Origin of the sequence: Stenotrophomonas maltophilia R551-3 (genome assembly GCF_000020665.1) — a bacterium.
In the GTDB taxonomy this organism is placed as follows: domain Bacteria; phylum Pseudomonadota; class Gammaproteobacteria; order Xanthomonadales; family Xanthomonadaceae; genus Stenotrophomonas; species Stenotrophomonas maltophilia_L.
The window spans coordinates 1,527,785-1,552,772 of the sequence record NC_011071.1; the positions used below are offsets into that span (position 1 = coordinate 1,527,785).

Below are 24,988 nucleotides of genomic sequence, written 5' to 3' on the forward strand. Positions count from 1 at the left end.
GAGTTTCACAGTTTTCGAGGGAGGTCAGATTCAGCTCGCTTCCCGATCAGCTCACCACAACGCATCCCGCAATTTGTACCAGGACATCGCCGCCACCAGCAGCGGCGTGCGCAGCAGCCGGCCACCGGGGAAGGGGGCATGCCGCAGGCGCTGGAACACGTCCAGACGCTCGCTCTGGCCGGCAATGGCGGCGGCGATCACCTCGCCGGCCAGCCCGGCGGCGGCCACCCCATGGCCGGAGAAGCCCTGTGCGAAGTACAGATTGCCGTCCAGCCGGCCCCAGTGCGGGGCGCGGTTGCGGGTGATGTCCACATAACCGCCCCAGACCTGGTCCAGGGCCACGTCGGCCAGCTGCGGGAACACCTGGTGCATGCGCCGCTGCATCACGCCGTGCAGGCCGGGTGGGGGCAGGGCCGAGTAGCTGGCGCGGCCGCCGAACAGCAGCCGGTGGTCGTGGCTGAGGCGGAAGTAGTCCAGAGCCCATGCGGTGTCGGCCACGGCCATGTTGTTGCCGATCAGGGCCCGGGCGCGTTCAGCACCCAGCGGCTGGCTGGCGCCGATATAGGTGCCCACCGGCATGATCCGCCGTTCCAGCTCGGGCAGCAGGCCCTGCAGCCAGGCGTTGCCGGCCACCACCAGATGCGCAGCGCGCACGCTGCCCTGAGCGGTATGCAGGGAAGGCTGTGGTCCCCGCTGCACGCGGGTCACCGCGGAGTTCTCGTGGATCACCACGCCGGCGGCGCGCGCCGCATCGGCCAACCCGCGTGCATACGCCAGCGGTTGCAGGTGCGCGCTGAGCGGGTCGAACATCGCGGCGCGGTAGCGTGGGCTGTCCAGCTGCGCGCGCAGGGCATCACGGTTCCACCATTGCATCGGGTAGTCGTAGTGGCGCTGCAGGTGCTCGCAGTTGGCCAGTAGTTCACGCTCATGCCGTTCGCGGATGGCGACGCTGGCATGGCCTTCCACCCAATGGCAGTCGATGCCGTGGCGATCGATGCGGGTGCGCATCGCCTGCACCGCGTCACGCGACCAGTCGAACAGGTGGCGCGCATCGTCGCGGCCGAGCTGGCGCTCCAGCTCGCCCACCTCGCAGCCATAGCCCACCAGCGCCTGGCCACCGTTGCGACCGGACGCGCCCCAACCGATCCGCTGCGCGTCCAGCACCACCACGCGCTGGCCACGCGTAGCCAGTTCCAGTGCTGCGGTCAGGCCGGTGTAGCCCGCGCCAAGCACTGCGACATCGGCCTGCACATTCCCCTGCAGCGAGGGAAGTGCGGGCGGCTCGGGCAAGCTGGCGGCGTACCAGCTGGGCGGGAAGGCGGCGCTCATCGCAGGCCTTGCGGGCGCAGTACGGACGGGCGGAGCGGGGGAGGGCGATCAGCGTTCACGCGCTTAGTTTCGCCGATGCGTGACGGCCATGGTGTGACGGCGACGACTTGCCGCGTTCGCCGGGCGACGGGTAACGTGTCGGCACGCCAAGGAGTTTTCCCATGCGCCGCCTGCCCTGGGTGGGCCTGCCCACCGACAGCACCGTGCTCGGCCATCACCGCTTTGCGGTGGCCGGCGAGAAGTACGTGCGCGCGCTGGCCGAGGCGGCCGAGGTGACCCCGGTTGTGTTGCCGAGCCTGCGGCCTCCTTTGCCGGCTGGCGAATGGCTGCAGGGGCTCGATGGCCTGCTGTTGACCGGCGCGGTCAGCAACATCGAACCGCAGCACTATGAGGGCGGCCGCAGCTGGCCAGGCAATCCGCACGACCCGGCGCGCGATGCCAATGCCTTTGCGTTGCTGCACGAGGCGCTGGCGCTGGATCTGCCAGTGCTGGCGATCTGCCGCGGCTTCCAGGAAGTGAATGTCGCGCTCGGTGGCAGCCTGCATCCGCAGGTGCATGCGGTGCCGGGCCTGGCCGACCACCGCGAAGACCCGCAGGCGCCGGTGGAGGTGCAGTACGGGCCGGCCCATGCAGTCACCCTGGCCGCCGATGGCTGGCTGGCCACGTGGCAGGGCAGCGATCGCGAGCAGGTCAATTCGGTGCACGGGCAGGGCATCGCCCGCCTCGCCGAAGGCCTGCAGGTCGAGGCCTGGGCCGACGATGGCCTGATCGAGGCCGCACGCAGTCCGCACCATCGTTTCGTGCTCGGCGTACAGTGGCACCCGGAGTGGCGTGTCATGCAGGCGCCGTTCTATCACGCTATTTTCCGTGCGTTCGGCCAAGCTTGCCGGCAGCACCAACAGAACCGACTGGATTCCCGATGAGTTCCCGAACGCGCCCGCGCAAGACGGCTACGCCCCCCGCACCGCAGGAAAGCAGTCTGCTGCGCTGGCTGAAGGAGCGGCGCATCACCGAGGTCGAATGCCTGGTGCCGGACATCACCGGCAACGCGCGCGGCAAGATCATTCCCGCCGACAAGTTCTCTCATGATTACGGCACGCGCTTGCCGGAAGGCATTTTCGCGACCACCGTAACCGGCGAGTTCCCGGACGATTACTACGACCTGACCTCGCCTTCGGATTCGGACATGATCCTGCGTCCGGACCCGGATACCGTGCGCATGGTGCCGTGGGCCACCGATCCGACCGCGCAGGTCATCCACGATTGCTACACCAAGACCGGCGAGCCGCACGAGCTGGCGCCGCGCAACGTGCTGCGACGCGTGTTGGACGCTTACACGGAGCTGGGCCTGCGCCCGGTGGTGGCGCCGGAGCTGGAGTTCTTCCTGGTGCAGAAGAACACCGATCCCGATTTCCCGCTGCTGCCGCCGGCCGGTCGCTCGGGGCGGCCGGAAACGGCTCGCCAGTCCTACTCGATCGATGCGGTCAACGAATTCGACCCCATCCTCGACCTGATGTACGACTACTGTGATGCGATGAAGCTGGACGTGGATACGCTCATCCACGAGTCCGGCGCGGCGCAGCTGGAAGTCAACTTCACCCATGCCAATGCGATGGACCTGGCCGACCAGGTGTTCCTGTTCAAGCGCACCATGCGCGAATCGGCGATGCGTCACGGGGTGTATGCCACCTTCCTGGCCAAGCCGATGGAGAACGAGCCGGGCAGCGCCATGCACATTCACCAGAGCCTGCTGCGGATAAGCGATGGCCAGAACGTTTTCACCGGCGAACATGGCGGGGAAGATTTCAGCCCGTTGTTCGCGCACTACCTGGCCGGCCTGCAGAAGTATGTGCCGATGGCCATGGCGTTCTTCGCGCCGAACGTGAATTCCTACCGCCGGCTGGTGTTTGGCGAGGTCTCGCCGAGCAACGTGCACTGGGGCTTCGACAACCGCACCTGCGGCCTGCGCGTGCCCTTGGATACGCCGGAGAACATGCGTGTGGAGAGCCGCTTCGCTGGCTCTGACGCCAACCCTTACCTGGCGATGGCTGCGACCCTGGCCTGTGGCCTTCTCGGTATCCACGAGCGGCTGGCACCGGATGCCCCTGTGACCGGCAGCGCCAAGGAGCTGGGCTACAACCTGCCGCGCTCACTGGGCGAAGCGCTGGACGGGCTGGAGCAGTGCAGCGAGCTGCAGGCCCTGCTGGGCGAGCGCTTCTGCCGTGCCTACATTTCGGTCAAGCGCAAGGAATACGAGACCTTTTTCCGTGTCATCAGTTCGTGGGAGCGCGAGTTCCTGCTGCTGAACGTCTGAGCATCTGGAATAGAAAAATCCGCCGCCGGGGGGTAGGCTGGCACCCGTCGCCGGCCCCGCCGGCCCCCCTTCCCGCATTCTGGAGCACCCGATGAAGCTGCGTATCCTCACGCTCGGCCTGGCCTCCGCCATGCTTGCCGCCTGCAGCGGTGGCAATGGTGGCGCGCAGGACAGCCAGGTCCTGAACGTCTACAACTACAGCGACTACATCGCCGAGGACACCATTCCGACCTTCGAGAAGGAGAGCGGGATCAAGGTGACCTACGATGTGTTCGACAGCGATGAGATGGTCGAGACCAAGCTGCTGGCCGGCAACAGCGGCTACGACGTGGTGGTGCCGACCCTGAACTTCTTCGGTCGCCAGATCCAGGCCGGCGTGTTCCTGCCGCTGGACAAGAGCAAGATCCCGAACCTGGCCAACCTCGATCCGGCGGTGATGAAGCGCATCGCCACCCAGGATCCGGGCAACCAGTACGGCGTGCCGTACATGATCGGTACCACCGGCATCGGCTACAACGTGGAGATGCTGAAGCAGCGCTTCGGCGGCAGCACCGACATCGCCAACAGCTGGGACCTGGTGTTCAAGCCGGAGAACATCAGCAAGATGAAGGACTGCGGCGTGACCATCCTGGACACGCCGGCGGACATGATCCCGATCGCGCTGCATTACCTGGGCCTGGACCCGCACAGCGGTGACCCGGCCGAGCTGCAGAAGGCGGCCGACCTGCTGAAGTCGATTCGCCCCTACGTGCAGAATTTCCACTCCTCGCAGTACGTGGGGTCGCTGGCCAATGGCGGCACCTGCCTGGTGGTCGGCTGGTCGGGTGACATCATCCAGGCCCGCGACCGCGCCGAGGAGGCCAGCAACGGCGTGCACGTGGCCTATTCGATCCCGAAGGAAGGCGCCCCGCAGTGGTTCGACATGCTGGCGATCCCGAAGGATGCCAAGCATCCGGAAGCCGCATACGCCTTCATCAACTACCTGCTGCAGCCGAAGGTTGCCGCGGCCAACACCAACTTCATCCACTACGCCAACCCGGTGCCGACCGCGACCCCGCTGGTGGATGAGGCGATCCGTACCGACCCGACCATCTACCCGCCGGCCGACGTGGCCGAGAAGATGTTCACCTATTCGATCAACACGCCGGAAACCGACAAGCTCTACACCCGGCTGTGGACCGAAGTGAAGACTGGCAGGTAAACGGTCCTGCCCGCTGGAAGACAGCGGTAGCGCCGGGCCATGCCCGGCGGATGGCCTCAGCCCTTCCCGGAGGCGGCACCGCCGCCCCGGCGAAGGTGCCGCAGGATCGCCGGCAACAGGTCACGTGCATCGCGACCGCCGTTGCACAGGAACGACGAACTCATCCGCTGCAGGTTGTGCATGCCGATGAAGAACAGCCCCGGATGCGGTGAAACGCCGAACTCGCCGAGCGGATAGCCATGTGCGTCCAGCACGCCCTGCACGTCGAGCCACGGCCATTCGGCGACGAAGCCGGTGGCCAGCACCACCGAACGGATGCCTTCCGTCCGCAGATCCAGTTCACGCGGGGCGGCGTCCGGCTCCCAATGCAGATAGACCTCGTCGGGAATGTAGCGGGCATCGTCGGTGCGCGGTTCGGGCCGCGTGGCGTAGTACGCGCTGGCCAGCGAATCGAGATAGGCATATTCGGTCCGTGTCGCCTCGATCGCGGTGCGCAGCTGCGGGCGCACATCGGCGAAGCGGGCGACGTTTCCATCGAAGCCCTGCAACCGACCCAGCAGCCTGATGCCTGCGCGGTGCATCGCCAGCAGGCTGATCGAGCTGCCCAGGCCGGCACGCCCCTTGCCGGAAATCAGCGGGAATTCGGCGGTACGGGCCTTGCGCAGCGCATCCGGTTCTCCGGCCAGGACGGCGGCCGCTTCACTCACATGCTGGTGGATACGCCCGGCCATGTCCCACCAGGTCATCGAGTCCTTGCCGCGCAGCCGGCGGGTATGCGAATGCCGCTGGGCCAGTGACCAGTGCACGCTGCGACCGCTGTCGCGCAGGTCCTGGGCGATCTGCGCGCCGGACTGGCCGCCACCGATGACCAGCACGCCGCCGTCGGGCAGCGGGCGGGGGCTGCGGTAGTCGCCGGAGTGCAGCACCGTCAGACCCCGCGCGGGCGCGAACGGGACCCGGGGCATCCGCGCGCGCCGGTACTCGCCGGTGGCGACCACAACCGCCCCAGCGCGGATCAATCCGTGGCTGGTTTCGATGGCATAGCCGCCCGATTCGGGCGTGACCCGCTGAACCGCACAACCTTCGCTGATCGGCAACGAACGTTCGTCGGCATAGTCGCGCAGCCGCCGGATCACCTCGGGGGCCCCCATGAAACCTTCCGGGTCGTCGCCCGCATAGGCATGGCCGTGCAGGGCCATCGTCGCGTTGGCGGTGTTGGTCTGGAATGAATCCCAGCGCCGCTGCCAGCTGGCGCCCACGGTTTCGGCCTCCAGCACACGATGCTCGACGCCCGCTTCCTGCAGGAGCGCGCTGAGGGACAGCCCGGCCTGGCCGGCGCCGATGATGACCAGCGGCAGCGTTGCAGGCAGGGAGCCCGGCAGGCGGGGCGGGAAAGGGGAGGGGCGGTCCGGGGAAATCACCAGGGTGGGTCCATGCAAGTGCTTGATCCGGGCCATTGCGCGGGGAATGCCCCGGGCCTTCAACAGATCCGGTTCTGAAAAACGTTGCAGATCGAGGCGTCGCCTGTGGTGTCTGGCCGTGACGACCGCAGGGTCGTCCAGGGGAGCCCGGGCCTTTGCGCGGGCAGGCCACCATGGCGGGGGAAAACCGACACTCCTAGGGCGCCCGGAGCCGGCCAGCGGCCGCTTCCGCCTGCCGCCGTCATATCCCCTGGGCCCCCCGGCCGTTAGAATGGCGGCCGCTGTCCACCGCCCGCTCCCGGAGCCCCCATGCCCGTTGAAGCCCAGCCGGTAGCCACCGTCGTCGACACGACCGGTGCGCCCGGCTATCTCTCCATTCGTGACCTGCGCAAGGAATTCGACGGTTTCGTCGCCGTTGACGACGTCAATCTGGACGTGCGCAAGGGCGAGATCTTTGCCCTGCTCGGTGGCTCCGGCAGTGGCAAATCGACCCTGCTGCGCTGCCTGGGTGGCTTCGAGACGCCCACCAAGGGCAGCATCACCCTCGACGGCCAGCGCCTGGACGCGCTGCCGCCGTATCAGCGGCCGGTCAACATGATGTTCCAGTCCTATGCCCTGTTCCCGCACATGACGGTCGAGCAGAACATTGCCTTCGGCCTGAAGCAGGATGGCCTGGGTAAGGACGCGATCAGCAAGCGCGTCGGCGAGATGCTGGACCTGGTGCAGATGGGCCACCTGGGCAAGCGCAAGCCGCACCAGCTGTCCGGCGGCCAGCAGCAGCGCGTGGCGCTGGCGCGGTCGCTGGCCAAGGGGCCGAAGCTGCTGCTGCTGGACGAGCCGATGGGCGCGCTGGACAAGAAGCTGCGCTCGCAGATGCAGCTGGAACTGGTCAGCATCATCGAATCGTCGGGCGTGACCTGTGTGATGGTCACCCACGACCAGGAAGAAGCGATGACCATGGCCACCCGCATCGCAGTGATGGATGCCGGCTGGATCCAGCAGGTCGGCAAGCCGGACGAGGTCTACGAGCAGCCGGCCAACCGCTTCGTCGCGGGCTTCATCGGTTCAGTCAATTCCTTCGACGGCGTGATCGACGAGGACCTGCCCGAGTACGTGACCGTGCGGACGCCGCTGTTCCCCGCGCCGATCTACATCGCCCATGGCATCACCTGCTATGAAGGGCAACCGGTCGCGTTCGCGCTGCGCCCCGAGAAGGTGATGATCGGCAAGGACGAGCCGGAAGGGCACACCAACAAGGCGCAGGGCGTGATCGAGGACATCGCCTACTTCGGCAGCCATTCGGTCTATCACGTGCGCCTGCCCAGTGGTGCCAAGGTGCTGGCCAACTTCGCCAACTCGCAGCGCTGGGCCAGTGACGGCCTGACCTGGGGCGACGAAGTGTGGGTGCATTGGCGCGACAACGACGGCGTGGTGCTGACCTCATGAGCGTCGCCGGCCTGAAGCGCTGGCTGCCGGGGCTGCGTGCCACGGTGATCGGCATTCCGTACCTGTGGCTGCTGCTGTTCTTCGCAGTGCCGTTCCTGATCGTGCTGATGATCAGCTTCTCGCACAGCCGGGTCGGCTCGCCGCCGTACACCTGGCTGCTGCAGTACGTGGACGGCGCGTTCTCGCTCAAGCTCAACCTCGAGAACTACCTGGCCCTGTTCCGCGACTCGATCTATGCGCAGGCCTTCCTGAGTTCGATCAAGATCGCGGCCATCTCCACTTTCCTGACCCTGCTGATCGGCTACCCGATGGCCTATGCCATCGCCCGCCTGTCGCCGGCCGCGCGCAACGTGGCAATGATGCTGGTGGTGCTGCCGTCGTGGACCTCGTTCCTGATCCGCGTGTATGCGTGGAAGGCGATCCTGGACCGCAACGGCCTGCTCGACCAGTTCCTGCAGTTCACTGGCCTGCAATCGCTGATGACCAGCATGGGCCTGCCCAAGCTGCAGCTGATCGACACCCCGACCGCCGCCTACATCGGCATCGTCTACTGCTACCTGCCGTTCATGGTGCTGCCGCTGTACGCCAACCTGGTCAAGCACGACCACCGCCTGCTGGAAGCGGCCTACGACCTCGGTGCCAAGCCGTGGCAGGCGTTCCTGCGCATCACCCTGCCGCTGTCCAAGGCCGGCATCATCGCCGGTTGCATGCTGGTGATGATCCCGGCGATCGGCGAATTCGTGATTCCGGAAATGCTGGGTGGCTCGGAAACGCTGATGGTCGGCCGCCAGCTGTGGAATGAATTCTTCAACAACCGCAACTGGCCGGGCGCCTCGGCGATGGCGGTGGCGATGATCCTGTTGCTGCTGGTGCCGATCCTGCTGTTCAACCGTTCCCAGCAGCGCCTGCTGGAAGGGAAGCAGGCATGAGCCCGCGTTCCGCCAAGGGCCTGGGGCTGGGCGTGCTGCTGCTCGGCTTCGCCTTCCTGTACCTGCCGATCCTGTTGTTGATGTTCTATTCATTCAACAGCTCGCGGCTGGCGATGGTCTGGGCCGGGTTCTCCACCCGCGCCTACAGCGACCTGTTCGCCGACCGCGCGCTGATGGACGCAATGTGGACCAGTCTGGTGGTGGCGTTCTGGACCGCCTGTACCGCCACCGTGCTGGGCACGCTGGCGGCGATGGTGATGACCCGCTTCAAGCGCTTCCGTGGCAAGCCGCTGTTCGGCGCGCTGGTGACCGCGCCGCTGGTGATGCCGGATGTGATCCTCGGCTTCTCGCTGATGGCGCTGCTGGCCTCGATGGGCGCGATTCCCGGCTTCCCGGCACGTGGCTTGACCACCATCTGGATCGCCCACGTCACCTTCACCCTGTGCTTCGTCACCGTGGTGGTGTCCTCGCGCCTGCAGGAAATGGACCTGTCGCTGGAAGAAGCCGCGATGGACCTGGGCGCGAGCCGGCTGACCGTGTTCGGGCGCATCACCCTGCCGATCATCGCACCGGCGCTGGTGGCCGGTTGGCTGCTGGCGTTCACCCTGTCGCTGGATGACGTGGTGGTGGCCAGCTTCGTCGCCACACCGGGCTCGACTACGCTGCCGATGAAGGTGTTCGCCTCGGTGCGCATGGGCATCAGCCCGAAGATCAACGCGTTGGCCACCCTGCTGGTGTCGGCGGTGTCGATCGCCGCGGTGATCGGCTGGTACATCAACGCGCGTGCCGAGAAACGGCGCCAGCGCGACCTGCAGCTGGCACGGCAGGACAACGGCTGAGCACACGGTTTGCCGACAACGTCGGCAACACCCGGCTCACGGACAGCGGCGCACAATGGGGATCTTCCAGATGGAGATCCCCCATGATCGTCGAGATTGTCGACCCGGCCACCGGCCAGGTGACCTACCGCCATGAACTGATGGGTGCTGCCGACGTCGAGCAGCGCCTGCAGGCCGCTGCCGATGCCTTCCCCGGCTGGGCCGAGCGCTCGCTGCAGGAGCGGGGGGCGATCCTCAAGCAGATCGCTGGCCAACTGCGTGCGCGCCGCGACGATCTGCAGCAGGCGATGACCCATGAGATGGGCAAGCTCAAGGCAGAGGCGTTGGCCGAGGTCGACAAGTGCGCGGCGGCCTGCGAGTACTACGCCGACCATGCTGCCGACTACCTCAAGCCGCAGCTGATCGACACCGAAGCCCAGCGCAGCTATGTGCGCTACGAGCCGATCGGCTGCGTGTTCGCGGTGATGCCGTGGAATTTCCCGATCTGGCAGGTGTTTCGTTTCCTCGCCCCGGCGTTCATGGCAGGCAACGTGGCCCTGCTCAAACACGCCAGCAACGTGCCGCAGTGCGCCGACCTGATCCTGGCGGTATGCCGTGACGGTGGCCTGCCTGACGGCGTGTTCGATGTACTGCACATCGACAACGACCAGGCGGCCGAGGTGCTGCGCGACGCACGGGTGAAGGCGGTGACACTGACCGGCAGCGAGCGGGCAGGGCGCTCGATCGCGTCCAACGCGGGCAGCCAGCTGAAGAAGTCGGTGATGGAGCTGGGTGGCAGCGATGCCTTCGTGGTGCTCGACGATGCCGACCTCGACAAGACCGTGGCGGCTGCGGTGAAGTCGCGCTTCGATAACAGCGGGCAGACCTGCATCGCGGCCAAGCGCTTCATCGTGGTCGAGGCGGTGGCCGATGAGTTCACCCGGCGCTTCGTGGAAGCCGCGGCCGAGCGCCAGTACGGTGATCCGGACGAGCGCGGTACCACGCTGGCGCCGATGGCCCGTGCCGATCTGCGTGACGAACTGCACAAGCAGGTGCAGGCCAGCGTGGCCAAGGGCGCGCGGGTACTGCTGGGTGGTGAGCCGATTGCGGGTACACATGCCGGCTATCCGGCCACCGTGCTCGATCAGGTCGGCCCGGGCATGCCGGCCTACGACGAGGAGCTGTTCGGGCCGGTGGCTGCGGTGATCCGTGTCAAGGATGAGGCCGAGGCACTGCGCGTGGCCAACGACACCCGCTTCGGCCTGGGCGGCAGCGTGTGGACGCGCGATCCGGTGCGCGGCGAACGTTTCGCGCAGCGCATGGAATGCGGTGCCGCGTTCGTCAACGCCATCGTCAAGAGCGACGCGCGGCTTCCGTTCGGCGGCAGCAAACAGTCCGGTTTCGGCCGGGAGCTGGCCGACCACGGCATCCATGAGTTCATGAACATCAAGACCGTCTACGTGGCTTGATGCCGAACGGTAGTGCCGGCCGCTGGCCGGCATTGCCTGGTTGCCGGCCAGCGGCCGGCACTACCAGAAGCGGGTCATGCGCCACGACCAACGGTCGTGGCCTACCGGTCCGGTGGGTATCGACCGTTGGTCGATACGCCCTACAACCACTTCGCGCGCTTGAACAACCGGTACAGCCCCACGCACACGCCACCCACGCCCACGATCATCAGCGGGTAGGACCACGGCTCGCTCAACTCCGGCATGTGGCTGAAGTTCATGCCGTACCAGCTGGTGATCAGCGTCGGCGCCGCCAGCAGCGCGGCCCATGCACCCAGCCGCTTGACCGTCTCGCCCTGCGCCAGCGTCACCAGCGACAGGTTCACGCTCAGCGCGGTGCCCAGCATCTCGCGCAGGGTGTCGATCACATCGCTGATGCGTACTGCGTGGTCGTGCACGTCGCGGATGTACAGCTTCACTTCGTCGGGGATCAGCTCGCCCTGGTAGCGGCGCAGCTGCGCCAGCACGTCCTGCAGCGGTGCCACCGCCATCCGCATCTTGTTCAGCTCGCGCTTGAGCTCGTACAGCCGCACCACCGTGCTGCGCTTGTAGGTGTCGGCGAAGATGTCCTTCTCCAGCAGCTCCAGGGTGTCGCGGAAGCGGTGCACGATGGGCAGGTAGTTGTCGACCACGAAGTCGGTCACCGCGTACAGGCAGTACGACGGGCCCATCTTCAGCAGCTGCGGCTCGCGTTCCACCCGCGCACGCACCGGGGCATAGGACAGCGAAGCGCCATGGCGTACCGTCACCAGGAAGCGCGGGCCGAGGAAGGCATGGGTTTCGCCGTACTGGATGCGCTCGTCGACCATCTGCGCGGTGGTCACCACCACGAACATGGAATTGCCGTAGGTCTCGACCTTGGGCCGCTGGTGCGCGTTGCGCGCATCCTCGATGGCCAGGTCGTGCAGGCAGAACTCTTCCTGCAGTTTCAACAGCACATCATCATTGGGGTCGTACAGGCCGACCCAGACGAAGCCGTTGCCACTGGCAATGACATCGCTGATGGCGTCCAGGGTGATGTCGTGGCGTTTGCCCTCGTCATCGTAGTGGACGCAGTTGATGACGCAGGCGGGGTTGGCCGAGGCGGGCGCGGCAGCAGAGGCGGGCAATGACATGCCCGCCATCGTGCGTCAGGGCTGTGTTTTGGACAAGTGAGGAGTACGCCCCAGCACCCATGCCAGCGCGACGTGGACGGGCAGCAGCAGCACGATCCACTGCACGTTGTACTGTGCCTGCAGGCTCAGCCAGTGCAGTACCAGCGCGGCCACCGCCTGTACCGCCAGCAGCCACAGCACGATCCTGAACATGCGGCCCGGCACGCGACGACGCAGCAGGGCGATTGCACCCGGCAACAGCAGCACCGCCAGCGGCGAGAGCAACAGCAGGTTGCGGTTGGCCCATGCGGCGTAGTGGATGCTGAAGCCCCACAGGAACACCAGCACGCCACCAAACAGGGCGCACAGCAGCCAGAACGGCAGGGCCAGCCCGGCCAGCAGGCGCGGGCGGTTGCGCAGCGCCAGCACGCCGCCGGCCACGATCAGCCCGAGCAGCAGCCACGGCCACCAGCGGCGCGCGAATTCCTTCGGCTCCGGATCGATACGGTGCGGCAGCAGTTCCTGCTCGGACTGCACCAGCGGACGGCCATCGCTGTTGCGTGCCTGGCGCAGCGCATCGGCCAGGCGCATCGGCACGAAGGCTTCCTGCCAGCGCGACAGCGGCTGGTCGGCGAACGGCCCGAGGCCGACATCGAAGCCCAGCCACATCCACGGTGCCGGCGACGCCAGGCGGACCGATTCACTGCGGTAGGTGTTGCCGCGCGAGCGCCCCGACAGCTGCGACTGCAGGCCGCCACCCAATGCCTTGTCCAGCGTGTCGCGCACCATCGTGGCGCAGTTGGCGGTGTAGTAATCGTAGTGGTAGCGCGCGTTTTCCGGCTTGGCCCGCTCGGCCAGGTCGGCGGCCAGCGAACGTGCCTGGTCCGGGCGCAGGTCCAGCCACTGCACGCTGGCACCGCGGCCGGTCTCGTCGTAGTACGACAGGTCCTGCTGCAACGGCAGCGCCACCAGGTAATACATCATGTCGCCGCGTGCGAAGCGGCTGATGAAATCGTCCTCGGACGGATCGAAGTAGCCGAAGTTGTACGAGGTTGCCTCACCGCTCACCGGATCGAGCACGACGATGGCATCGTGACCGAAGCGTTCGAAGAACACGGTGCCCGGCTGCATGGTCACCACGCCGATGCGCGGGGCAGGGGCTTCAGCGATGGTCGCGGGTACGGCAGGTGTGGCTGCCACCGGCTGCGCGAAGGCGGCCAGCGGCAGGGCCATGGCCAGCACGCACAGTACCAGCCACGCCATGAGGATCAGGCCACCGCGCTTCAAGCGTCGTCCTGCGCGTCCGGCGGCAGCACGGTCACGTGGAAGGCCTGCACCCGGCGCGCATCGGCGCGGGCCACGCGGAACATGAAACGGTCCAGCGCCAGCTCGTCACCGACTTCCGGCAGATGGCCCACGGCCTCGGTGACCAGGCCACCGATGGTGTCGTAGTCCTCGTCGGAGAAGGTGGCACCGAAGCGCTCGTTGAAGTCGCCGATCGGGGTCAGCGCGTCGACCACGTACTGGCCGTCGGACTGGATGGCGATCTGCGCCGAGGGATCTTCAGCCTCGTCATGCTCGTCGTCGATGTCGCCGACGATCTGTTCCAGCACGTCCTCGATGGTGACCAGCCCGGCGACACCGCCGTACTCGTCGACCACGATGGCCATGTGGTTGCGCGACAGGCGGAACTCCTTCAGCAGCACGTTGAGCTTCTTCGCTTCCGGGATCAGCACCGCCGGGCGCAGCAGCTCGCGCACGTTGGCCGGGCCGTTGTCGGCAACCACGCCGCGCAGCAGATCCTTGGCCAGCAGGATGCCAAGGATGTCGTCCTTGTTCTCGCCGTGCACCGGGAAGCGCGAATGGCCGGATTCGACCACCTGCTTCATCAGTTCCAGGAAGGGCGCTTCGACCGGCAGCGAGACCATCTGCGAACGCGAGATCATCACGTCGCCCACGGTCAGCTCGGCCACCGAAATGGCGCCTTCCATCATCTTCAGGGTATCGGCGGCGATCAGACCCTCTTCCTGCGCGGTGTGCAGGACAGCGACCAGCTCGTCGCGGGTATGGGGTTCGCCGGAGAAGGCGGAGGTCAGGCGTTCAAGCCAGCCGCGCTTCTTTTCACTGTGCTCCGCAGGGGAGCTACTACTGTCGTCTTCTGACATCTCTGGAAAAAAGGCACCCGGCAGGCCGGGCGTTGGCCCAAGTCTAGCAGGATGTGGCGGCCTGTCAGTGACTGCCGGTGGCCGGGGTTGGGGCGGCCGGGGCCGGCTCATCCTCGGGCAGGTCCAGGCTGTAGGTGCAGCCGGCCAAGGTCTTGCCGGGGTGGGAGGCCACGGTGGAGACGCTGAGGATGATCGACTCGATCTGGGCCTCGCCGGTCTTCGGGTCGGTCACGTCGCGGCTGACCAGTTCTCGGCCGGCCATGAACTTGCCGTCCTGATCGTAGCCGGTCTCCAATTCCAGCCGTTTGGCCAGCGGGCGTGGGTCGGCCTGGTCGAGCACCGCCATGATGCTGGCGCCGGCCACCGCCACCCGCTCGGTCTGTTGGCCGAAGACGGTGATCGGGCTGGCCAGCCGGAACTCGCTCATGAACTGGTTGCCCTGCGGCAGCGGCTGCAGGCCCTGGGCCACGGCCTTCAGCGGATCGGCCAGCAGCGGCGCCAGCGCGGCCTGCTCGGCCACGCCCTGGCGACATTCGATCAGGGCCGGCAGGTCCAGGCTGGAGGCGAAGGCCGACGGGACCGCAAGGACACACAGCAGGGGCAGGCAGCAGCGCAGTGACACGAGCGGTTTCCGCAGGCGGGGGCCGCCATCATAGCTCCGGCGAGCGCCTGAACGGCCAGGTGAGAAGGCGCAGGAAACCGATCATCGCCCGCCGTACGACCATCAGCGACAGGGTCAGCACGACCGCAAGCATGGCGATCTGCATCGATTGCCCTGCGATGCGTGCCACGGCCGGCCACAGGCCCTGGCTGGTCAGCCAGGGCATCAGTTCCGCTGCGGCTGTCCTGGCCACGTTCGTGTAGATCGCGGCCAGCACGAACAGCACCAGCAGCGAGGTGCGGCTGGCATGGAAGAACGGGAGCGCGTTCACGGAGCGGCCCAGGCGGCGGTGCAGGATCATCCGCCACAGGACCGGAAGGGTCAGTGCACCCACCAGCGTCAGCACCATCGACGTTTCAAGCAGACCGGGGAGATGGGCCGGTTCCAACCGTCCGCTGAGGTGCGGGCCGATCATGCCGATCGCCAGCCCGGCCAGCAGGCACACGGGCGAGAGCAGGGCCAGGCTGCGCGGCAGCCAGTGCCTGCCGGCGGGATCGCGGGTGCTGATGCAGCGCACGGCATACGCGCCCAGCACCAGCAGCATGGCGAACAAGCTGGCGCCGATCACAAACATCATTGAGCCGTTCCCCGAGGTCATCCTTGTTCCTCTCGTGATTCTTGGCGACGGGCGGCGGCCCGCTCAGCGCTCGCCGGCGTAGGGATCGGCGATGCCAAGCTCGGCCAGGATCTCGCGCTCCAGCTGCTCCATCGCCTCGGCTTCCTTGTCGTCTTCGTGGTCCCAGCCGAGCAGGTGCAGCACGCCGTGCACGGTCAGGTGCGCGTAGTGGGCGTTGAGCGCCTTACCCTGTTCGTCGGCTTCGCGCGCCACCACCGGTGCGCAGATCACCAGGTCTCCGAGCAGCGGGAACTTCACGCCCTTGGGCAGGCCTTCGGGCACGTCGGCCGGGAAGCTGAGCACGTTGGTCGCGTAGTCCTTGCCACGGTAATGGCGGTTCAGCGACTGCCCTTCCTTGGCATCGACCACGCGGATGGCCAGGTCGGCCTCGCGGATGCGGCCCTTCAGTGCAGCGGCCACCCACTTGCGGAAGCTGACGGCCGCCGGCAGGCCGGCACGCGGCAGGGCGTAACTGATGGCGACGTCCAGTCGCACGGGACCACGGGTCATGGAGTCGCTCCAGGTTGGATCTGATGCAGGTCGCGGCGGTCGTAGGCACTGACGATACGCGCCACCAGCGGATGACGGACCACGTCGCGGGATTCGAAGAAGGTGAAGCTCACGCCCTCGACCTCGCGCAGCACATCGATGGCATCGCGAAGGCCGGACTTCACATGCTTGGGCAGATCGGTCTGGGTCAGGTCACCGGTGACCACCGCGGTGGAGCCATAGCCCAGGCGGGTCAGGAACATCTTCATCTGCTCGATGGTGGTGTTCTGTGCTTCGTCCAGGATCACGAATGCATCGTTGAGCGTGCGGCCCCGCATATAGGCCAGCGGTGCGATCTCGATGACGTTGCGCTCGAGCAGCTTCACCACCTTTTCCACACCCATCATCTCGTACAGGGCGTCGTACAGCGGTCGCAGGTAGGGGTCGACCTTCTGGCTGAGGTCGCCGGGCAGGAAGCCCAGCTTCTCGCCGGCTTCCACCGCCGGGCGCACCAGGATCAGGCGCTGCACCCTCGATTCATTCAGAGCTTCGACCGCGCTGGCCACGGCCAGGAAGGTCTTGCCGGTGCCGGCCGGACCGATACCGAAGTTGATGTCGTGGCTGGCAATCTGGTGCAGGTAGCGGCTCTGGTTGGCACCGCGTCCGCGCACCGTGCCGCGCTTGACCTTGATCGCCACGTCCTGTGCTTCGTAGGAGCGCTCGGCGATCTGTTCGACATTGGCCTGCGCCAGGCGCAGATGGATGGCGTGGTTGTCGAAGGTGGTCTCACCGGCTTCGGCATACAACGCCTCGACCAGCTTCTGCGCCTCGGCGATGGCCTCGTTCGGCCCGCTGATGCGGAACACGAAGCCACGGTTGGCGATCTCCACGCCGAGCTTCAGCTCGATCTGGCGCAGGTGGCCATCGAAGGGGCCGCACAGGTTGGCCAATCGCTCGTTGTCTTCCGGCGACAGGGTGAAGTCTCGATGATCGATGCTTTTCATTGCCTTGGGTGGGGCGGAAGCCTTCCACCGCAGTGTATTCAGGGAGGACAAGGGTAGCGCGCGCACGGGGCGCACGGCCAGAAGGAGGGCGATACAGCGTTTTCCACACCCGGTGTGGACGGGAGCTGAGGAAACCTGTGGATAGACCTCTGCAGTGCTTGTGCCACAAGCCTCATGAGAAGCTGGTGAAAAAATCGTCACGGCCGTAAGGGCTCCCGCATCGACAGGACGGGCGCGTCGTGAGGAGGGCACATCGCAGCGTTCCGCCATGCACTCCGGGATTCATCGTGATGGCAGCGCAGGTTCCACTGCCAGGCGAGCAACGGGACCGTGCCGAGCCGGTTTTCCACACCCGCTGTGGAATGATGCTGAATCAACCTGTGGATAGGTGGTTCAGACCCTTGTCGCAAGGGCTTCGCCACGCCGTGGTGAAAAAACCGCCAGGGCTGATCGGGATCATTGTGGGTGCACGGGGCACATGGCACCGTAGCGCCGTCGCAGGAGGGGCTGGCACGGATATGGGCAATGGCATGCGTCGATTTGGGCTGGTAGGCATCGGTCTGCTGGCAGGGTGTGGGCAGGCACCGCCCACCGCACTGGGCACGCTGGAATGGGACCGGATCACGGTGCCGGCGCCGGCAGCCGAAGTAATCGCCACGGTAGACGTGCACGAAGGCCAGCAGGTCAAGGCCGGCGCGGTGCTGATGCAGCTCGACCCGGCCCGCGGCGACGCGCAGTTCGCTGCCGCTCAGGCCGACACGGCGCGAGCGCAGGCGCAACTGGAAGAACTGAAGATCGGGCCGCGCCAGGAGCAGATCGCGCAGGCACAGGCACAGCTGACCGCATTGCGCGCACAGGCGGCCGAGGCCAGTGCCTACTACCGCCGGGTGCAGCCATTGGCGCAGCAGCGCCTGATCGCCGCCGCCGAACTGGATCGCGCGCGCGCCGCCGCCGGCAATGCCGAGGCCAGCGTGCGTGCTGCCGAGCAGGCCTGGCTGGAGCTGGTGCACGGCAGCCGCGCGCAGGACATCGCCCAGGGCCAGGCCGCCGCCGAAGCCGCACAGGCACAACAGGTCGTGCAGGGGGTCAACCTGCAGAAACTGCAGCTGCGCGCGCCACGCGATGGCGTGGTCGATGCCTTGCCGTATCGGCAGGGTGACCAGGCCCCCATCGGCGCACCGCTGGCGGTGATGCTGGTCGGCGAGCGTCCCTATGCGCGTGTCTACCTGCCGCAGCCGCTGCGCCTGCAGGTCACCGTAGGGCAGGCTGCACAGGTGCAGTTGGAAGGGGGCGGCACCGTGCTGAAGGGGCGCGTACGTTCGATCCGCAGCGAGCCCTCGTTCACGCCGTACTACGCACTGACCGGCGACGACGTCGCGCGCTTGAGCTATCTGGCCGAGATCGAAGTGGACGAGGCTGCGGACATGCAGAAGCTCCCGGCCGGGTTGCCGGTGCAGGTGCGTTTCTGAACACCAGTGAGGACATCGCGGTCCGCGCACGGGGGCTGACGCGTCGCTTCGGCGAACTTCTGGCCGTGGACAACGTCGACCTGACCGTGCCGCGGGGCCAGGTCTACGGCTTCCTGGGCCCGAACGGGTCCGGCAAGTCGACCACCATCCGCATGCTGTGCGGCCTGCTGGAACCCAGCGCAGGGCAGATCGAGGTGCTGGGACTGGCGGTGCCCGAGCAGGCAGAGGCGCTGCGCCGGCGCATCGGCTACATGACCCAGCGCTTCTCGCTGTACGAAGACCTGTCGGTGCGCGAGAACCTGGAATTCCTCGCCGCCATCCAGGACCTGCCGCGTGCGCAGGCCCGGCAGCGGATCGAAGCGCTGCTGCAGCAGTACCGCCTGCAGGACCGGCAGCCGCAGTTGGCCGGCACCCTCAGCGGTGGGCAGAAGCAGCGCCTGGCGCTGGCCGGTGCGGTGATACATGGGCCGGAACTGCTGTTCCTGGACGAGCCGACCAGTGCGGTCGATCCGGAATCGCGCCGCGATTTCTGGGAGGCCCTGTTCGAGCTGGCCGACGCCGGTACCACCGTGCTGGTTTCAACCCATTACATGGACGAGGCCGAGCGCTGCCACCGGCTGGCGATTCTCGATCGTGGCGCACTGGTGGCCGACGGCACGCCGGACGAGCTGTGTGTGCAGCTGCAAGGCCGCACGTTGCAGGTCACGTCGGTACAACCGCGTCAGGCCAGCCGCGCGCTGGCCGCATTGCCTGGCGTGCTGAGCGTGGCGCAGATCGGCACTCAGCTGCGCGTACTGTGCAGCGAGGGGACGGCAGATGTCGCTGAGCTACGCCATGCATTGGCCGGTGCCGATCCGCAGGCCAGCATTGAGCCGGTGGCGCCGAACCTGGAAGACGTCTTCGTGGCCGCCACCCGCGGCCGCGGCCGGGAGCCGGCGGCATGAACCTGCGCCGGCTGTGGGCGATCATGCTCAAGGAACTGCGGCAGCTGCGCCGCGACCGCATCACGCTGGCGATGATCGTCGGCATTCCGGTAATGCAGCTGCTGCTGTTCGGCTACGCGATCAATCTCAACCTGCGCCATCTCGACGCCGGTGTCGCCGACCAGGCCAACAGTGCGGCGTCGCGTGCGCTGGTGCAGGACATGGTGGCCACTGGTGTGATCACGCCGCGCAGCGACACCTACACGCCTGATGAGCTGATGCAGGCGCTGCGCCGAGGCGAAATCAGTGTCGGCATCGTGGTGCCGGCCGACTTCGAGCGTCGTCGCTTCGATGGACGCGAGGCAGTGCAGGTACTGGTCGATGGCAGTGACACGGTGGTGCAGAGCGCGGCGATCCAGCTGGCGCAGGTGCCGCTGGAGGCACGACCGACCAGCAACACGCGTCCCCTGCGCGAAGGCAGCATCGCTGGTGGTCCGATCAGCGTGACCAGCTTCTACAACCCGCAGCGGCGTTCGGCAGTGAACATCGTGCCGGGCCTGATCGGGGTGATCCTGACCATGACCCTGGTGATGTTCACTGCCGTGGCGGTGGTGCGCGAACGCGAGCGCGGCAACATGGAACTGCTGATCGCCACGCCGGTGTCACGCAGCGAACTGATGGTCGGCAAGGTGCTGCCCTATGCGGCCATCGGCCTGCTGCAGACCACGCTGGTATTGGTGCTGGGCACCTGGCTGTTCCAGGTGCCGATCCGCGGCAGCCTGCTGGACATCTATCTGGCCGCGGTGCTGCTGGTGCTGGCCAACCTGGCGCTGGGCCTGTTGATTTCCACGCGCGCACGCTCGCAGTTCCAGGCCATGCAGATGACCCTGTTCCTGTTCCTGCCGTCGATCCTGCTGTCGGGCTTCATGTTCCCGTTCGCCGGCATGCCGCGGCCGGTGCAGTGGCTGGCCGAGGTGCTGCCGCTGACCCATTTCCTGCGCCTGGTGCGCGGCATCATGCTGCGCGGCGCCTCGCTGTGGGAGCTGTGGCACGACGCGCTGGCACTGCTGGCCTTCATCGTGGTGATGATGACGCTGGCGATCCTGCGCTTCCGCAAGCGCCTGGATTAGGGAATGCCGACCAACGGTCGGCATCCACAACTACCGCGGTGGGTGCCGACCGTTGGTCGGCAAACCTTATTCCGCCACCACGCGCGCGCGCAGCGAATTGGTCAACGCTTCGGTGATCACAACATCCACGAACTGGCCGATCAATCGTGCCGGCGCCGGGAAATTCACCGAACGCATGTTCTCGGTCTTGCCGGTCAGCTCGTTCGGGTTCTTCCGCGAAGGACCTTCCACCAGCACCGTCTGCACGGTACCGACCATCTTCTCGGAGATGCCGGCGGCGTGTGCATTGATGCGCTCCTGCAGGCGCGACAGGCGTGCGTGCTTCTCGGCGTCGCTGATCGTGTCCTCCAGATCCGCAGCCGGGGTGCCCGGGCGACGCGAATAGATGAAGGAGAAGCTGTGGTCGAAGCCGATGTCCTCGATCAGCTTCATGGTCTTCTCGAAGTCGGCATCGGTCTCGCCGGGGAAGCCGACGATGAAGTCCGAGCTGATCGAGATGTCCGGTCGCACCGCGCGCAGCTTGCGGATCTTCGACTTGAATTCCAGTGCGGTGTAGCCGCGCTTCATCGCCGACAGCACGCGGTCGCTGCCGGCCTGCACCGGCAGGTGCAGGAAATTGGCCAGCTGCGGGACGTCGCGGAACGCATCGATCAGCGAATCGCTGAACTCCAGCGGGTGCGAGGTGGTGAAGCGGATGCGGCCGACGCCATCGATCTCGGCGATGGTGCGGATCAGCAGGCCGAGGTCGGCGAATTCGCCGTCGCCATACGGGCCGCGGTAGGCGTTGACGTTCTGGCCGAGCAGGTTGATCTCGCGCACGCCCTGCGCGGCCAGCTGCGCCACTTCCACCACCACGTCCTCGAACGGGCGGCTGACCTCGGTGCCGCGGGTGTAAGGCACCACGCAGAACGAGCAGTACTTGGAACAGCCTTCCATGATCGAGACGAAGGCCGAGGCACCGTCGGCGCGCGGCTCGGGAAGGCGGTCGAACTTCTCGATCTCGGGGAAGCTGATGTCCACCTGCGGACGCTTCTGCTCGCGCCGTGCGCGGATCAGTTCCGGCAGGCGGTGCAGGGTCTGCGGGCCGAACACTAGGTCGACGAACGGCGCGCGCTTGATGATCGCTTCGCCTTCCTGCGAGGCGACGCAGCCGCCGACGCCGATGATGACTTCACGGCCCTTGTTCTTCAGGCTCTTCCACACGCCCAGCTGGCTGAACACCTTCTCCTGCGCCTTCTCGCGGATGGAGCAGGTATTGACCAGGATGACGTCGGCGTCGTCCGGGCTGTCGGTCAGTTCCAGGCCATCGCTGGCGGCAAGCACGTCGGCCATCTTGGCCGAGTCGTACTCGTTCATCTGGCAACCGTGGGTCTTGATGTACAGCTTGCCTTTCACCTGGTCGGGCTTGCGCGGACCGGCGGGCAGGGCAACGAGCGGGGTACCGCCCGGCGTGGCGGGCGGAAAGACGTCTGGCGTCCCGGTCATGGCGCTTAATCCATTCGGGTGGCGGGAAAGCGGGCAATTCTACCCGCATCCCGGAGCGTCCGCCCGGTGCAACGCCAACGGCACCGCGCTGCGCGCTCGCGGGGCATGGCCCCGCGCTACCTGCATCCCGCCCCGTTCGGTAGCGCCGGGCCGTGCCCGGCGGGTGCGCTTAAGCCGCTGCCAGCTCCGCATCAATCTGACGCGAACGGTCAAAGGCGGTCATCGCACTCATTCGCGCGATGTAGTCAGCCGTGGCCGGCGCCGGCTGCACCAGGCCGAAGGCGGTGGTCCAGGCCAGCGCATTGCCCCACAGCACGTCGGCGGCGCTCATCGTCTCGCCGAGCAGGTACGGCCCCTGTGCCAGCTGGGCTTCGATCACCTGCAGCACCGTCTCCGCGTCGTTGTAGGGCGACATCAGGCGCGGCGGCGGCTCGCGGTGCATTGCCTTGTCGATCATCGCCGGCTCGAAACAGGCGCCGTAGAAGGCCATCCAGCGCAGGTAGGGGCCGCGCAGGGCGTCGCCGATCGGCGGGGCCAGCCCGGCTTCCGGGTACAGGTCGGCCAGGTACAGGTAGATCGCCACCTGTTCGGTCACCAGTGCGCCGTTGTGGACGATGGCCGGCACCTTGCCCATCGGGTTGATGGCCAGGTAGGCCGGGGCCAGGTTGGCGCCGGCCTTCAGGTCCAGCACCTGCATGCGGTAGTCGGCACCCAGCGCTTCGAGCAGGGCCACGGCGCCGCTCGAGCGTGAACGGGCGGCGTGGTACAGGGTGATCTGGCGGGATGTCATGGCATTGCTCCTTGCGGTGGGTGGTGAACTGGAGCTCATCCTGGGGCACTATTGCGGACGACTTCTGTCCTCGATCCTTCATGCGCCATACCGCCCATCGACTGCTGCGCCTGATCGCCCTGCTGCAGGCCCGCCGCCAGTGGTCCGGGGCCGAACTGGCCGAGCGCATGGGTGTGGACCGGCGCAGCATCCGCCGTGACATCGAGCGCCTGCGCGAGCTGGGTTACCCGGTACAGGCCTCGGCCGGCGTTGGTGGCGGCTACCAGCTGGGGTCCGGCGCGCCGGTGTTGCCGATGCTGCTGGACGAGGAGGAGGCGACCACCCTGGCCATCGCGCTGCGTGCGGCCTCGGCCACCGTCGCCGGGATCGACGACACCGCGCGTGGGCTGCTGTCCAAGCTCGACCCGCTGGTGCCGGCCCGCCGTCGCCAGCAGGCGGGCGAGGTGCATGCAGCGACGGCTACCCTGTCCGATCTTCCGTCAACCGATGCACGCCTGCTGGGCCGGCTGGCCCTGCATTGCCGGCAGGCGGCGCGGCTGGCCTTCGAGTACCGCAGTGCGCAGGACGCGGTGACCCAGCGCGAGGTCGAGGCCCAGCATCTGGTCAATTACGGTCGGCGCTGGTACCTGCTGGCCTGGGATCTGGGGCGCCAGGACTGGCGCACCCTGCGCGTGGACCGGATGGGCGCGGTACGCGAATGCTCCGAGCCGGGCATGCACCGACGCACCCCGGCACCGCCGGATGTAATGGTGCGGCAGGCAGTCAGCCAGGCCCCGTTCGCGCTGCAGGCGATCCTGCGCCTGGCCGGCAGCCGCGCCGAGCTGGAAGGGCGCATTCCGCCGTGGTGCGGCGTGCTGGAGGCCGATGGCGCCGACCATTGCCTGCTGCGCATGGGCGCCGAGAGCCGCGGCATGATGCTGGCGCAGATCCTCAGCCTGGACCGCGTGCCGGTGGCGCTGTGGACCACGCCACCGGGTCTGCGCGACGAGCTGGCGCAGCGCCTGGCTGGGCTGGGGCAGGTGTTGGCTGTGGCGCCGGTCACAGCCTGAGCCGCATCGCTTGGCAAGCTCCGGCGAAGCTGGGACACTCGCCGCCATGAAGGGGATACTGGGGACAACGGCGATCATCATCGCTGCGCTGACCGCTGCGCCGGCCAGCGCCGGCAGCCTGTACAAGTGCCAGGGTGCCGACGGCGTCACCAGTTATGTCAGCAAGCGTGTAGCCGGGGCCCGCTGCAGCACCATCAGCTACAGCCGCGATACCCGCCCGGCACCGCGCCCGGTGGTTTCCGCGCCGAAACCGTCTCCGGCCACCGTGGCCAGCATCGAGCGCAATCCGGTCGCTGTGGCGGCCAGTGCGGCAGCACCGGCCGTGGCTGGGCCAGCACCTGCAGCTGCTCCCGCGCCCCAGGCCACCCCACGTGGCGGCCGCATGGTCAGCGGGCAGGTCTATTCCTTCATGAAGGATGGGGTGCGCCACTACACCAGCGCCCGGCCGACCCAGGTGGCCAATCTCGGCCCGGTGCGCACCATCCGCTACAGCTTCATGGAGCGCTGCTACGCCTGCGGGGTCAACCCGCGCGTGGACTTTGGCACGGTGCGCTTGAACACCACCGCGTTCCAGAGCGAGATCACCTCGGCCGCACGCGAGTTCGGCGTCGACGAGGCGGTGGTGCGCGCGATCATCCATGCCGAGTCGGCCTACAACCCGACCGCGCTCAGCCGCGCGGGTGCGCAGGGCCTGATGCAGCTGATGCCGCCCACCGCCGCCCGCTTCGGGGTCGGTGATTCCTACGATGCCGGGCAGAACATCCGCGGCGGCGTGCAGTATCTTGCGTGGCTGCTGAAACGCTTCAATGGCGACCTGACCCTGGCCGCCGCCGGCTACAACGCCGGCGAAGGTGCGGTCGACCGCCACGGTGGCGTGCCGCCTTACAGCGAAACCCAGTACTACGTGCGCCGGGTCGGCCAGCTGGCCGAGCGTTACCGCACCGCCCTGAGTCACCAGTAGGTGCCGTTAACGGGTGGGTGCCGACCGTTGGTCGGCACTCATTTGAAAGGTAGTGCCGGCCGCTGGCCGGCAACCCCGCAATCAATGTTGTTGCAATGCGTTGTGTGGCGCGCGACGGTTCCGCTACACTCGGCCATGATTCAATGCGGCTCTGGCCCCCACCGGAACCGTTGGCAGCCTTAAAGC

General features: G+C 67.1%; 23 protein-coding genes. 12 read left to right on the forward strand and 11 right to left on the reverse strand.

From position 1 onward, the window contains the following. Positions 1-51: 51 nt before the first annotated feature. The gene (locus SMAL_RS06870) at positions 52-1,329 is read right to left on the reverse strand and encodes an NAD(P)/FAD-dependent oxidoreductase (RefSeq protein WP_012510572.1); all 1,278 of its coding nucleotides are present in this window, start codon (positions 1,327-1,329) and stop codon (positions 52-54) included. A 161-nt stretch (positions 1,330-1,490) separates the two neighbouring features. Here SMAL_RS06870 and SMAL_RS06875 point away from each other — a divergent pair, with 161 nt between their 5' ends. The 3 genes from SMAL_RS06875 (at position 1,491) to SMAL_RS06885 (ending at position 4,844) form a co-directional block, all read left to right on the forward strand. Continuing rightward, positions 1,491-2,252: a gamma-glutamyl-gamma-aminobutyrate hydrolase family protein gene (locus SMAL_RS06875; RefSeq protein WP_012510573.1), complete on the forward strand. Its 762-nt coding sequence runs from the start codon at positions 1,491-1,493 to the stop codon at positions 2,250-2,252. Beyond that, positions 2,249-3,643: a glutamine synthetase family protein gene (locus tag SMAL_RS06880; protein WP_012510574.1), complete on the forward strand. Its 1,395-nt coding sequence runs from the start codon at positions 2,249-2,251 to the stop codon at positions 3,641-3,643. Before SMAL_RS06875 ends, SMAL_RS06880 begins: the two co-directional genes overlap by 4 nt. Before the next feature lie 91 nt (positions 3,644-3,734). Then, positions 3,735-4,844 (forward strand): polyamine ABC transporter substrate-binding protein, encoded by a 1,110-nt coding sequence (locus tag SMAL_RS06885; protein ID WP_004151739.1) that lies wholly within the window; start codon positions 3,735-3,737, stop codon positions 4,842-4,844. 56 nt (positions 4,845-4,900) lie between these two features. On the opposite strand, the gene SMAL_RS06890 is transcribed toward SMAL_RS06885, so the two are convergent. Beyond that, positions 4,901-6,301 carry a flavin-containing monooxygenase gene (locus tag SMAL_RS06890; protein ID WP_012510575.1) on the reverse strand — a complete coding sequence of 467 codons (1,401 nt, stop codon included), beginning with the start codon at positions 6,299-6,301 and terminating at the stop codon, positions 4,901-4,903. Between the two features lie 273 nt (positions 6,302-6,574). Between SMAL_RS06890 and SMAL_RS06895 the strand changes: the two genes are divergently transcribed. The 4 genes from SMAL_RS06895 to SMAL_RS06910 all read left to right on the forward strand — a co-directional run bounded on the left by SMAL_RS06895 (position 6,575) and on the right by SMAL_RS06910 (position 10,927). After that, positions 6,575-7,711, forward strand: a complete 1,137-nt coding sequence (locus SMAL_RS06895) for an ABC transporter ATP-binding protein (RefSeq protein WP_012510576.1) — start codon at positions 6,575-6,577, stop codon at positions 7,709-7,711. Next, positions 7,708-8,640 (forward strand): ABC transporter permease subunit, encoded by a 933-nt coding sequence (locus tag SMAL_RS06900; protein WP_012510577.1) that lies wholly within the window; start codon positions 7,708-7,710, stop codon positions 8,638-8,640. The genes SMAL_RS06895 and SMAL_RS06900 overlap by 4 nt, the downstream gene beginning before the upstream one ends. After that, the gene (locus SMAL_RS06905) at positions 8,637-9,479 is read left to right on the forward strand and encodes an ABC transporter permease subunit (protein WP_008267688.1); all 843 of its coding nucleotides are present in this window, start codon (positions 8,637-8,639) and stop codon (positions 9,477-9,479) included. Before SMAL_RS06900 ends, SMAL_RS06905 begins: the two co-directional genes overlap by 4 nt. A gap of 83 nt (positions 9,480-9,562) precedes the next feature. Continuing rightward, the gene (locus tag SMAL_RS06910; RefSeq protein WP_012510578.1) at positions 9,563-10,927 is read left to right on the forward strand and encodes an NAD-dependent succinate-semialdehyde dehydrogenase; all 1,365 of its coding nucleotides are present in this window, start codon (positions 9,563-9,565) and stop codon (positions 10,925-10,927) included. Between the two features lie 140 nt (positions 10,928-11,067). Here SMAL_RS06910 and SMAL_RS06915 read toward each other — a convergent pair whose 3' ends face one another. The 7 genes from SMAL_RS06915 to SMAL_RS06945 all read right to left on the reverse strand — a co-directional run bounded on the left by SMAL_RS06915 (position 11,068) and on the right by SMAL_RS06945 (position 16,995). Next, complete coding sequence (locus SMAL_RS06915; RefSeq protein WP_012510579.1) at positions 11,068-12,090, reverse strand: magnesium and cobalt transport protein CorA; 1,023 nt, start codon at positions 12,088-12,090, stop codon at positions 11,068-11,070. 6 nt (positions 12,091-12,096) lie between these two features. Next, positions 12,097-13,323: a lipoprotein N-acyltransferase Lnb domain-containing protein gene (locus tag SMAL_RS06920; RefSeq protein WP_428999159.1), complete on the reverse strand. Its 1,227-nt coding sequence runs from the start codon at positions 13,321-13,323 to the stop codon at positions 12,097-12,099. Between the two features lie 20 nt (positions 13,324-13,343). Then, a complete protein-coding gene (locus SMAL_RS06925) occupies positions 13,344-14,225 on the reverse strand; it encodes a CorC family transporter (protein WP_004151956.1) in 882 nt (293 codons plus the stop codon). A gap of 64 nt (positions 14,226-14,289) precedes the next feature. Further along, positions 14,290-14,847, reverse strand: a complete 558-nt coding sequence (locus tag SMAL_RS06930) for a hypothetical protein (protein ID WP_012510581.1) — start codon at positions 14,845-14,847, stop codon at positions 14,290-14,292. A 28-nt stretch (positions 14,848-14,875) separates the two neighbouring features. Next, the gene (locus tag SMAL_RS06935) at positions 14,876-15,484 is read right to left on the reverse strand and encodes a hypothetical protein (RefSeq protein ID WP_012510582.1); all 609 of its coding nucleotides are present in this window, start codon (positions 15,482-15,484) and stop codon (positions 14,876-14,878) included. Between the two features lie 42 nt (positions 15,485-15,526). Then, complete coding sequence (gene ybeY / locus SMAL_RS06940; RefSeq protein ID WP_012510583.1) at positions 15,527-16,012, reverse strand: rRNA maturation RNase YbeY; 486 nt, start codon at positions 16,010-16,012, stop codon at positions 15,527-15,529. Continuing rightward, entirely contained in the window at positions 16,009-16,995 is a 987-nt protein-coding gene (locus tag SMAL_RS06945) for a PhoH family protein (RefSeq protein ID WP_012510584.1), read from the reverse strand. Before SMAL_RS06945 ends, ybeY begins: the two co-directional genes overlap by 4 nt. Positions 16,996-17,513: 518 nt before the next feature. Here SMAL_RS06945 and SMAL_RS06950 point away from each other — a divergent pair. The 3 genes from SMAL_RS06950 (at position 17,514) to SMAL_RS06960 (ending at position 20,517) form a co-directional block, all read left to right on the forward strand. Next, a complete protein-coding gene (locus SMAL_RS06950; RefSeq protein WP_012510585.1) occupies positions 17,514-18,464 on the forward strand; it encodes an HlyD family secretion protein in 951 nt (316 codons plus the stop codon). Positions 18,465-18,529: 65 nt separating this feature from the next. After that, entirely contained in the window at positions 18,530-19,408 is an 879-nt protein-coding gene (locus SMAL_RS06955; RefSeq protein WP_050767030.1) for an ABC transporter ATP-binding protein, read from the forward strand. Then, positions 19,405-20,517, forward strand: coding sequence for an ABC transporter permease (locus SMAL_RS06960; protein WP_012510587.1), 1,113 nt, complete (start codon positions 19,405-19,407; stop codon positions 20,515-20,517). The genes SMAL_RS06955 and SMAL_RS06960 overlap by 4 nt, the downstream gene beginning before the upstream one ends. Before the next feature lie 66 nt (positions 20,518-20,583). On the opposite strand, the gene miaB is transcribed toward SMAL_RS06960, so the two are convergent. Next, positions 20,584-22,002 carry a tRNA (N6-isopentenyl adenosine(37)-C2)-methylthiotransferase MiaB gene (gene miaB / locus SMAL_RS06965; RefSeq protein WP_012510588.1) on the reverse strand — a complete coding sequence of 473 codons (1,419 nt, stop codon included), beginning with the start codon at positions 22,000-22,002 and terminating at the stop codon, positions 20,584-20,586. 169 nt (positions 22,003-22,171) lie between these two features. Beyond that, positions 22,172-22,792: a glutathione S-transferase family protein gene (locus SMAL_RS06970; protein WP_012510589.1), complete on the reverse strand. Its 621-nt coding sequence runs from the start codon at positions 22,790-22,792 to the stop codon at positions 22,172-22,174. A gap of 80 nt (positions 22,793-22,872) precedes the next feature. Between SMAL_RS06970 and SMAL_RS06975 the strand changes: the two genes are divergently transcribed. Together SMAL_RS06975 and SMAL_RS06980 are read left to right on the forward strand one after the other, a co-directional pair. Next, on the forward strand, positions 22,873-23,841 hold the full coding sequence (locus tag SMAL_RS06975) for a helix-turn-helix transcriptional regulator (protein WP_012510590.1): 969 nt from the start codon (positions 22,873-22,875) through the stop codon (positions 23,839-23,841). Between the two features lie 46 nt (positions 23,842-23,887). Beyond that, positions 23,888-24,802 (forward strand): lytic transglycosylase domain-containing protein, encoded by a 915-nt coding sequence (locus tag SMAL_RS06980; RefSeq protein ID WP_012510591.1) that lies wholly within the window; start codon positions 23,888-23,890, stop codon positions 24,800-24,802. Positions 24,803-24,988 lie beyond the last annotated feature (186 nt).